Annotated in this window: 8 protein-coding genes and 2 pseudogenes; 6 read left to right on the forward strand and 4 right to left on the reverse strand. The window is 64.3% G+C overall.

Going from position 1 to position 10,074, the window contains the following annotated elements; all coding sequences use genetic code 11:
* A pseudogene (locus QZ266_RS08945) lies at positions 1 to 300 on the reverse strand (peptidase M28); the annotation flags it as partial.
* A gap of 202 nt (positions 301 to 502) precedes the next feature.
* On the opposite strand from QZ266_RS08945, the gene QZ266_RS08950 reads away from it, so the two are divergent.
* The 3 genes from QZ266_RS08950 (at position 503) to QZ266_RS08960 (ending at position 4,317) form a co-directional block, all read left to right on the forward strand.
* Positions 503 to 2,239, forward strand: coding sequence for an MFS transporter (locus QZ266_RS08950; protein WP_295694162.1), 1,737 nt, complete (start codon positions 503 to 505; stop codon positions 2,237 to 2,239).
* A complete protein-coding gene (locus QZ266_RS08955) occupies positions 2,239 to 3,111 on the forward strand; it encodes an alpha/beta hydrolase (protein ID WP_295694165.1) in 873 nt (290 codons plus the stop codon). The genes QZ266_RS08950 and QZ266_RS08955 overlap by 1 nt, the downstream gene beginning before the upstream one ends.
* A 120-nt stretch (positions 3,112 to 3,231) precedes the next feature.
* Positions 3,232 to 4,317: a DUF4932 domain-containing protein gene (locus QZ266_RS08960; protein WP_295694168.1), complete on the forward strand. Its 1,086-nt coding sequence runs from the start codon at positions 3,232 to 3,234 to the stop codon at positions 4,315 to 4,317.
* A gap of 40 nt (positions 4,318 to 4,357) precedes the next feature.
* Here QZ266_RS08960 and QZ266_RS08965 read toward each other — a convergent pair whose 3' ends face one another.
* Positions 4,358 to 4,990 (reverse strand): histidine phosphatase family protein, encoded by a 633-nt coding sequence (locus tag QZ266_RS08965; protein ID WP_295694170.1) that lies wholly within the window; start codon positions 4,988 to 4,990, stop codon positions 4,358 to 4,360.
* Complete coding sequence (gene kdsB / locus QZ266_RS08970; protein ID WP_295694174.1) at positions 4,990 to 5,769, reverse strand: 3-deoxy-manno-octulosonate cytidylyltransferase; 780 nt, start codon at positions 5,767 to 5,769, stop codon at positions 4,990 to 4,992. Before kdsB ends, QZ266_RS08965 begins: the two co-directional genes overlap by 1 nt.
* 191 nt (positions 5,770 to 5,960) lie before the next feature.
* Between kdsB and QZ266_RS08975 the strand changes: the two genes are divergently transcribed.
* The 3 genes from QZ266_RS08975 to argC are packed head-to-tail and all read left to right on the forward strand — an operon-like array spanning position 5,961 to position 9,240.
* On the forward strand, positions 5,961 to 6,974 hold the full coding sequence (locus tag QZ266_RS08975; protein WP_295694176.1) for an N-acetylornithine carbamoyltransferase: 1,014 nt from the start codon (positions 5,961 to 5,963) through the stop codon (positions 6,972 to 6,974).
* Positions 6,971 to 8,296 (forward strand): acetylglutamate kinase, encoded by a 1,326-nt coding sequence (locus QZ266_RS08980; protein ID WP_295694178.1) that lies wholly within the window; start codon positions 6,971 to 6,973, stop codon positions 8,294 to 8,296. The genes QZ266_RS08975 and QZ266_RS08980 overlap by 4 nt, the downstream gene beginning before the upstream one ends.
* Positions 8,293 to 9,240: an N-acetyl-gamma-glutamyl-phosphate reductase gene (gene argC / locus QZ266_RS08985; protein ID WP_295694181.1), complete on the forward strand. Its 948-nt coding sequence runs from the start codon at positions 8,293 to 8,295 to the stop codon at positions 9,238 to 9,240. Before QZ266_RS08980 ends, argC begins: the two co-directional genes overlap by 4 nt.
* On the opposite strand, the pseudogene QZ266_RS08990 reads toward argC, so the two are convergent.
* Positions 9,219 to 10,074, reverse strand: a pseudogene (locus tag QZ266_RS08990) (glycosyl transferase); the annotation flags it as partial. The gene argC and the pseudogene QZ266_RS08990 sit on opposite strands and share 22 nt — an antisense overlap.

Raw genomic sequence — 10,074 nt, forward strand, 5'->3', positions numbered from 1 at the left:
ATAGCTGCCCTCATAACCGGGCTCGAGGCCGATCCGGGCCATCTCGTCGGCGATCCACTGGCTGGCGGCGATCCCGCCCGGCGTGGCCGGCGCGCGACCTTCGAAGGAATCATCGGCCAGGGTGGCGATGCGATGGCGCAGGTCAGCTTCGTTGATCGCTGCGCTCGTCATGCTTTCGGTATGGGATGCCGCTGTGTCTGTCGCGGTGTCCGCCATCGTGTCCGTGCCGGTATCGACTGACGGAGAGCAAGCGGCAACCGCGAGACCGATCAGCGCTGCAGGAAATCCGGTATGTTTCATCTCAACCCCCTAGAAAATATTGGGCCAGGCCCGTTTCTGTGCAACATCGTGCATTCGTCGCGTTGTGTCGCAAGGTATCGCACACAGGCGCGGCATGGAAATCGGGTTTGACCAAACCTGAATGACCATTCATGTTTGCGTCGTCGGAGAGAGACGCATCGCACGGTCGAATAATGACCGGCAGGCCTTGAGGGGAAATGTCATGGCGAATGAAAGTGGGAGCGGCGCATCCAGTGCCACCCAGAAAGTCAGTCCCGGCTATCGCAGCCTGGTCATGCTTCTGCTGTTTCTGGTCTATGCGTTCAACTTCCTGGACCGCCAGATCATTTCCATCCTCGCCATTCCGATCAAGGAAGATCTCGGCCTGACCGATGAGCAGCTTGGCCTGCTCGGCGGTATCGCCTTTGCGGTCCTCTATTCCACCCTCGGCGTCCCGATTGCCTGGTTTGCCGACCGCATGAGCCGGACCTGGATCATGACAGTCGCGCTGACCGTCTGGAGCGGCTTTACCGCGGTCAGTGGTTTTGCCCAGAATTTCACCCAGCTCTTCCTGGCGCGGGTCGGGGTCGGGATCGGCGAGGCTGGCGGTGTCGCCCCGGCCTATACGATCATCGCCGACTATCACCCGCCGGCCGAAAGGTCGCGAGCCCTGGCCATCTATTCGCTGGGTATTCCGGTCGGGAGCGCCTTCGGTGTGATCGCCGGGTCCCAGATCGCCGGTGGCGGTATTTCCGACGCCCTCGACTGGCGCTCTGCCTTCTTCATTGTGGGCATTGCCGGCGTCGTGCTCGCTCCGATTTTCAAACTGGTCGTGAAAGAGCCGACCCGTGGCCAATTCGACAGCGTCCCGACCCAGAAGGCCGAGAACAAGCAGGTCGTTGGCGTCTATTCGGACAACAAGTCCCGCATTCTCTCGATCGCGGGCGCCGTTGTCTTTGCGCTTCCGAGCCTGCTGTCGATCTTCAATATTCTTGTCTTCGGCGCGACATCGATCCAGTCCGTACCCCTCCTCGCTGTCGCCGCCCTCGTCGGGGCCGTGTCCGGTTGGATGGGCGGGCGCTGGGTCGCGCGGACAACCAGCCCGGCCATGCTGATGGTCGGTCTCGCCGTGCTGATGCCGCTGTCCGCCCTGGTCGCCTGGATCGTTCCCGCGCTTGGCGGCGCCGGCTTCGGGACCGCCGCGATCGGCTGGCTTGTGGGTCATATCGTGGTCGGCGGCCTGCTGGGCGCTTTCTTCGCGGCCTTCCGGGACTTCATGTCGCTGGCGCTCGAAAAGCCCAGCTTCTGGCTGATGATCATGGGCGCTTCAGCCTCCTCGATGATGGGCTATGGCGTCTTCTTCTGGCTGCCTTCCTTCTTCTCGCGCAGCTTCCAGCTCGGCCTTGTCGAGACCGGCTGGCTGTTTGGCGGTGTCCTCTTTATCGCCGGCAGCCTCGGCATCTTCCTCGGCGGCGTGATGGGCGATCTGATGGGCAAGTCCAAGCGCTCGGCCTTTGCCACCGTGCCGGCGATCGCCTTCCTGCTAAGCGCGCCGCTCTACTGGGCCGGGATCATGGCGCCGTCGCCGATGATGGCGGTGATCATCCTCTTCATTCCGACCGCGCTGGGTCTGGCCTGGCTGGGGCCGGTCCTGTCCGCCTTCCAGCACCTGATGCCGCCGCACATGCGCACTAGTGCCTCCTCGGTCTTCCTGCTGATCAACAACCTGCTTGGCATTGGTGGCGGGGTTTATGTGCTCGGCCGCATCTCGACCGTGCTGGAGCCGACTTTCGGCGATGGCTCGCTGCGCATCTCGATCGTGATCGGGGCCAGCCTCTACCTGGTCGCCGCCTTCTTCATGTTCTGGGCGTCGCGCTATCTGGCCAAGGACTGGGAAGCTGACGGGGAAAGCGCCCCGGCACCGAAGTCCGAAGCATCGTCGGAGGCCGAACCGTCCTGATGACTGACGCGCACTACACCGATCACCACTTCACCACGACGGATGGTCCGCGCATTCACTGGCGCGACTATCCGGCTGTGGGCCAGGAAACCGGCCTGCCGGTCATCTGCCTGCATGGCCTGACTCGCAATGTCCGCGATTTCGAGGACCTGGCGCCGATGATCGCCGCCCTGGGGCGACGGGTCATCGTCGTTTCGGCCCGCGGGCGTGGCCTGTCGGATCATGACCCGGTGGCCGTGCGCTATCAGCCGCCGACCTATGCCGCGGACATTCTCGGACTGATGGCGTCGATCGAGCTGCCGCGTGCGGTCTTTGTGGGCACGTCGATGGGGGGGCTGATGACCTTCATCATTGGCAGCCTCCAGCCCGAGCGGATCGCTGCGGCGGTGATCAATGATATCGGCCCGGAAATCGCCCAGGTCGGGCTCGACCGGATCAAGTCGAATGTCGCCGGGCGGGACCCGGTCGACAGCTGGGAGGACGCGGCCGCCCGCACCCGCCAGTCCAATCTCGCCGCCTTCCCCAAGCGGGCTGACGACGTCGCCTTCTGGGATGATTTCGCGCACAAGATCTGGGTCGAACGCGAGGACGGAAAGATTGCCCTGGCCTATGATGGCGCGCTGGTCGAGCAGATGGACGGCACGGCTCCGCCGCCGGACTTGTGGGGCTTCTGGACACCTTTCGCGGAGATTCCCACGCTCGTCGTGCGCGGCGGGATTTCCGATCTGCTGACCCCGCAGACCGTCGCCGAGATGAAGCGGCAAAAGCCGGACCTGCGCACGGTCGAAGTGCCCGATGTCGGGCATGCGCCCTTCATGACCGAGCCGGAGGCCTGGGCCGAGCTCGCGGCCTTCCTGGCCGATTGCGACTGATTGGGACGGGCGAGCCGGCTGGCGCGCGCTGCCAATCCTACCAAGCGATTTCCGATCTTTAACTGGAAGAATGAGGCGCCTCGACCTTAGGTGCACGCCTTGCTGTCTGGAGGGTGTGTCATGAAGCTTGTGGTCGTGATCGGGAGTGTTCTGGGACTGATGTCCTCGGCCAATATTTCCGCGCAGGAAGCGTCTGACAGTGACTTTGTCATTGCGGTGCCGGAGACCGTGGAGCTGGCATTCATCATCGCCGCACTCAGCGAGCTAGACCGCGAGAACGGCGCGCAAATCAACCGGCGCAGTGACTATTTCGCCGACATCGCTGCCTATTTCGAACCCTATATGGACCTCCCGGCCATCGCGGATCTTCCGCCCGCATTCAACCTGCCGAGATTCGCCGGGAATGCCGCGGATTATGCGTTCAACGAGAGCGGTGGCCTGGTCGAGGTCGATGACAGTGGATCGCTGTGGCGCGACAGCGATGGTGACCGGTTCCGGGCCATGCTCGGCGAGCTGGAATCCTTCGCGATGACGTCGGGGTTTCGTGAGTTTTACCGGTCCCGGGAAAGCCTCTATTCCGCAAATATCGACGCGACGCGCCAAATGGTCGATCCCGAAGACATGACCGGCTGGCTGGTGGCGGAATTCAGCGCCCGCGAAGCGCCGATCCGCATCTATGTGTCGCCCCTGACGGGCGGGCTCAACTGGACAACGCTGTACAAGCCCGAGCAGCGGATGTGGTTGCAGGCGCCTGACGCTGACAATGTGGCGCAATCCACCGTCCTCGATCGCATGCGCTTTGCCCGCTCGGTCTTCACCGAGCTGGACCATAGTTATGTGAACCCGGTTTCGGCCGGAATGGTCGATGAGGTGAATGCCGCATTCAGTGACGCGACAGTCTGGGCCAGCCAGCAGGCCATCAGCCAGTACCCCACGGCGGAATTGCAGTTCAACGAGTACATGACCTGGGCGGTCTTCCTGCTCTACGCATCCGACCGCCTGGACGCGGCGGATTATGAAACCCTGCGACCGGAAGTCGTGAACGTCATGGAAAACCGCCGCGGCTTTCGCGCCTTCGGGGCCTTCACCCATGCCCTGGCCGAGCGTCGCGCCGACACGGGCCAGCGCATCGAAGACCTGTTCCCGGCAATGCTCGACTGGAGTGCGACCTGGCAGGCGAATTATGTCCGCCCGACGAAGAACTAGCCGGTCTAGCGGCGGCGGGCCTCGTTTGTGATCCGCCTGGTCAGCTGAAAAAGCGGCCGATCACGGCCGTGTTCGGCGCCTCATTCCAGCAGATCCGCGTGCCGGTCTTACCGTCAAACCTTGCCCCGCAGACATGGCCGGTCTTGACCTTGGCATTGTCGTCATAGCCGGCGAGCGCGGCATGCATGTAGCGCAAGATGCCGTTCGAGGTGATGAGCACGGCGAGGCCGTCCGTCATCGCGGCGTCGGCCAAGGCGGCGAGGGCATTGGCTTTCAGCTCATCGTCCGAGGGTGACCAGTCGACGCCGTCCGGGCGGGTATGGCGCTTGTCCCAGCAATCGAGTGTGTCCTGGCCGAATTCGGCGACGATCTCGTCATTGGTCTTGCCGCCCCAGGATCCGTAATCGATCTCGGTCAGGCGGTGGTCGATTTCGATCGATCCGGCAAATCCGGTCAGTTCGGCAACGATCTCCGCGGCGCGGCGCGTGCGCTTGAGCGGGCCGCAGATCAGGCGGGCCGGCACGAAACCTTTCTCCGCCAGAGACCCGCCCAGCGCGCGGGCCTGCGCTTCACCGCTCTCGACCAGGGGCAGGTCTTCCTTCGCACCAACCCAGACCGGCGTGTCGCCGGGGCCGAATGTATTGCCGTGGCGGGCGAGCAGGACACGTCCCATCAAACCATCTCCCCTTCGCGCTGGATGATCTCCTCGACCCGCACGGCATCGTCCGGCGAGTCCACCGACCAGGCCGAGCGACCACGATAATCGGTCAGCACGATGCGGATCGGGATGCCATTCTCCAGCGCCCGCAATTGTTCGAGGCTCTCGGTCAGTTCGAACGGGGTCGGGTCGAGAGCGACCAATTGCTCGAGCGTGTCGCGGCGATAACCGTACAGGCCGATATGCTGATAGGTCGGCGCGCCTTCGTCCGGCTTGCGGCGGAAGGGGATGACATTCTTGGAGAAATACATCGCATCCATCGCCTTGTTGAAGACGACGGTCGTGCCCGAGGCCGACCCATTGGCCTTGTCGGCCCGCATCCGGGCCTCGGTCTCGGCGGGCAGGGCGATGGCGGGCGTTGCCATTTGCAGGGACGGATCGGCACGCAGGGTCTCGGCCACACCGCCGATCACCCAGGGCGGGATGAGCGGCGCATCACCCTGCACATTGATGATGATCTCGGCATCGCTCTTGAGGCGGTGGACCGCGTCCAGGGCGCGCTCGGTGCCATTGCGGCAGGCTTCGTCGGTCATCACCGCTTCGCCGCCGGCAGCGCTGACGGCGTCCATGATCCGCTCGTCATCGGTCGCCACAACGACCCGGTCGACACCTTCGGCGGCGGCGGCAATGCGCCAGACCCGTTCGATCATCATCTGACCGGCGATCTTCGCCAGCGGCTTGCCGGGAAAGCGGGTGGAACCGTACCGGGCGGGAATGACGGCGAGAACGGACATGGGCGATCCTCAATTCCAGTGATCACCGGCTTGTTCCACACACGCGCGGCAATTTCCACTCCCCCTTCAAGCGTGACGGGGGCGGATGCTGGAATTTTCCGTGCGCGGCGTGCACGGATGTCCTAGAGAGTTCGGGCGCGCGGCTAGGTCTGCGCACAGATTCACCCCTCAACCCGCCAGAAGGACAGGACATGCGCCATTTCCTTTCGACCGCAGATTGGACCCGCAACGAACTTCAGGGCCTGCTCGACCGAGCCAGCGTCTTCAAGTCCGGGGCGGTGAGCCGATCGCTCGAAGGCAAGTCGGTCGCCCTTGTCTTCTTCAATCCGTCCCTGCGCACCCGGTCCTCCTTTGATATTGGCACCCATCGTCTCGGCGGCCACGCCATCGTGCTCGATGCCAAGGGCGCGACCTGGCCGCTGGAATTCGGTGAGGGCGCCATCATGGATGGCGATGAGGAAGAACATGTCCGCGAGGCCGCACGTGTCCTGTCCACCTATGTCGACCTGATCGCCATTCGCTGCTTCCCGCAATTCAAGGATTGGCAGTCCGAGCGCGAGGACCCGATGATCGAGGCCTTCGCCAGGCATGCGACCGTGCCGGTCATCAATATGGAGACGATCGTCCACCCCTGTCAGGAACTGGCGCACATGCTGGCCCTGCAGGAGCGTATGGGTCCGATCGCGGGCAAGAATTATCTCCTGACCTGGGTTCCCCACCCCAAGCCGCTCAATACGGCGGTGGCAAACTCCTCCCTGCTGATCGCCTCCAAATTCGGCGCCAATGTCCGTATCCTGGTGCCGGACGAGGTCTATCGACTGGACGAGCGTTACATGTCGGCGGCCGAGCGTTTTACGTCCGAGGGTGGCGGCTCGGTGAGCCTGACCACGGATGTCGAGGCGGCCTATGACGGCGCCGACGTGGTCTATGCCAAGAGCTGGGGCGCGCTGCCCTTCTATGGCAATTGGGGCGAGGAAGCGCCCTTCCGCGCCAAAGGGGCGGATTTCATGATCACGCCCGAGAAAATGGCGCTGACCAATAATGCGGCCGTCAGCCACTGCCTGCCGATGCGGCGCAATGTGAAAATCGCCGACGCCGTGGTCGACAGCCCGGCCTTCATGGGGATCGAGGAGGCGGCCAATCGCCTGCCGGTCCAGATGGCGGTGATGGAAGCCCTCGCCAAGCAGGCAGGAGGGGTGGAATGACGACGAATGGTCCGGGCGTCCGGCAGACGATCGTCCAATTGCTGTCGCATATGCGCGACGGCAAGGAGATCCGCGAATACCTTCACCGTTTCTCCGGTATCGACCAGGAACGTTTCGCCGTCATCAAGGTCGGCGGTGCGGTGATCCAGGACGATCTCGAAGGCCTCGCCTCGGCGCTCGCCTTCCTGCAAACGGTCGGGCTGACCCCGGTCGTGGTGCATGGTGGCGGTCCGCAGCTGGATGCTGCCCTGTCGGATGCTGATATCCCGACCGAGCGCGTCGACGGGCTGCGGGTAACCCGCGACGAAGCCATTCCGATCATTCGTGACACGCTGACCCAGGCCAATTTGACCCTGGTCGATGCGATCCGTGACGCCGGCGGCCGTGCCGCGGCGGTGCCACGCGGCGTGTTCGAGGCGGATATTGTCGACGAGGCCCGCCTGGGCCGTGTCGGCGAACCGCGCCGTATCCATCTGGATCTGGTCGGGTCGGCGGCCCGCGCCGGTCAGGCCGCGATCCTCGCCTGTCTCGGTGAGACGCCGGATGGCAAGCTGGTCAATATCAATGCGGATGTGGCCGTGCGCGCGCTCGTGCACGCCCTGCAGCCTTACAAGGTCGTCTTCCTGACCGGTACGGGCGGTCTTCTCGATTCTGATGGCGACATCCTGTCCTCGATCAATCTGGCCACCGATTTCGCGGATTTGATGCAGGCAGGCTGGGTCAATGGCGGGATGCGACTGAAGCTGGAGGAGATCAAGCGCCTGCTCGACGATCTCCCGCTCTCCTCCTCAGTCTCGATCACCCGCCCGGCCGAGCTGGCGCGCGAGCTCTTCACCCATGCCGGTGCCGGCACGCTGATCCGTCGCGGCGAACGGATCGTCTCTGCCGACGACAAGGCGGCGCTCGATCTGGACCGGATGGATGCGCTGGTCACGGCCGCCTTCGGACGCTCCGCGGTCGCCGGATACTGGGATCAGCTGGTCGTGGACAAGGCCTTCGTCACCGAGAGTTACCGCGCAGCGGCGATCACGACGCGGCTGGATGGCTGGGTCTATCTGGACAAGTTTGCCGTCCTCGACGAGGCGCGCGGTGAAGGGCTGGGCCGAACGGTGTGGAATCGTCTGGTGGAGTATGCGCCACAGCTGATCTGGCGGTCGCGGACCAGCAATCCGGTCAATGCCTTCTATTTCGAGGAATGCGACGGGGCGATCCGGCGCGATGAGTGGACGGTATTCTGGCGTGGCGAGATGCCGGCGTCGCAGATGGCCGATCTCGTCGAGAAGGCCTTTGCCCTGGCACCGACGCTCGAGGCACCGCAATGAGCGCCCGGCGTATCGGTCTGGTGGGCGCGCGCGGCCATACCGGACGAGAACTTCTCCGCCTGATCGCGGACCGGGACGATCTCGAGCTCGCATTTGCCAGTTCGCGTGAATGGGCCGGTCGCGGCGTGGCGGAGATGGCGCCCGAGATTGCGACGGACCTGGCGTTCGAGGCGCTGACCCCGGCCGACATTGCTGCGCGCGATGTCGATGCCGTCATCCTCGCCCTGCCCAATGGCGCTGCGGCGCCCTTCGTCGCAGCCCTTGCCGACGAAACCCTGATTGTCGATCTGTCGGCGGATTACCGCTTCGACGAAAACTGGACCTATGGCCTGCCGGAAATCCATGGCCGCGAGGCCCTGGCGGGCGCGAAGCGGATTGCCAATCCGGGCTGTTATGCGACGGCCGGCCAGCTGGCGATCGCGCCACTGCGCGGTCGGCTCGCCGGTGATGCGCATGTCTTCGGCGTCTCAGGCTATTCCGGAGCCGGGACCACGCCCTCTAGGAAGAATGACCCTGCGGCTCTGGCCGATAATCTCATGCCTTACGCGCTGAGCGGCCATCTGCACGAGCGCGAGATGACCCGGCATATGGGACAGGAGGTGCGTTTCACCCCGCACGTTGCCGCCTTCTTCCGCGGCATTGTTGCGACGACCCATCTCTCACTGGAAACGCCGGCGAGCCTCGCCGAGATCGAGGCGCTATATCGGCGGACCTATACCGGCGAGGCGCTGGTCGACGTGCTCGACCGGATTCCCGAGGTCCGCGATGGCGCGCTCCAGCCGGGGGCGGTCATTGGTGGATTCGCACTCGACGAGAGCGGCCGCAAACTGGTCGTCGTCTCGGCGCTGGACAATCTGCTCAAGGGTGCCGCCGTGCAGGCGATGCAGAATCTCGCCCTGGCGCTGGATCTGCCGGAGGGCGCCTACTCGTCCTCGCCGCTATAGCCGCGTAACGGGGTCGTTGTGTCGGCCTCGTCATGCTCCCGCCAGCGAATTTCGTAGGCTTCGTCGCGTGCAACTCGCTGATGGCCCTGCGCGGTCCACAGGCTGAAGTCGCGCGTAAAGCCGTCATCCAGTTCGATGGCGAGCTCACCGACCGGTTCGAACTGGATGAAATCCTCGCGCAGGCGCGCAACTTCGCGCGGCCGGTTCGAGACGATCAGGAGACGACCGTCCTGGTCCTCGGACAGCGGCCAGACATCCTCGGCGTGATTGGCCGGTCCGGCGAGACGCAGCCACATTGCCATGCGCCCTTCAAGCTCCGGCGCATAGCGCTGCATCTGGTGGAAGGCATTGCGGTCATCAAAGACAATCACCGCGTAATCATCGGCATTGGCCGCCTCGACGATGGCGTCGGCGGTTTCGTCCCAGGCCCGGATGCGCTTGGTCGCGTCGCCAAGGCCCATCACCTCGACGAGGGCCGGACTGCCCGCCACGGCAACCACCAAAAGGCCCAGCGCACTGTGCAGGCCGATCGAGCCGAAAAGGGCCCAGCGGCGCCATGTTGCGCCGCGCAACAAAAAGCCGATGACGAGAAGGGTTCCGGCGACATAGGTCGCTGCGGCCCAATTGGCATGCGCGCGCGATATGAAAGCCTGCAGGGCAACCACGACCAGGGGCGGGACCGAATACAGCACCAGCAGGCGCTGGTCGGCATCGACCCGGAAGAAACGGCCAAGCGTCAGCCAGAAGACGGTGATGAGGACGCCGAGTGTGATGGGTCCGAAGACCCCAAGCTGGGCCAGCAGGAACTCGCTCATCTCGGCGAAATGGAACAGG

The organism is uncultured Maricaulis sp. (assembly GCF_905480005.1).
GTDB lineage: Bacteria > Pseudomonadota > Alphaproteobacteria > Caulobacterales > Maricaulaceae > Maricaulis.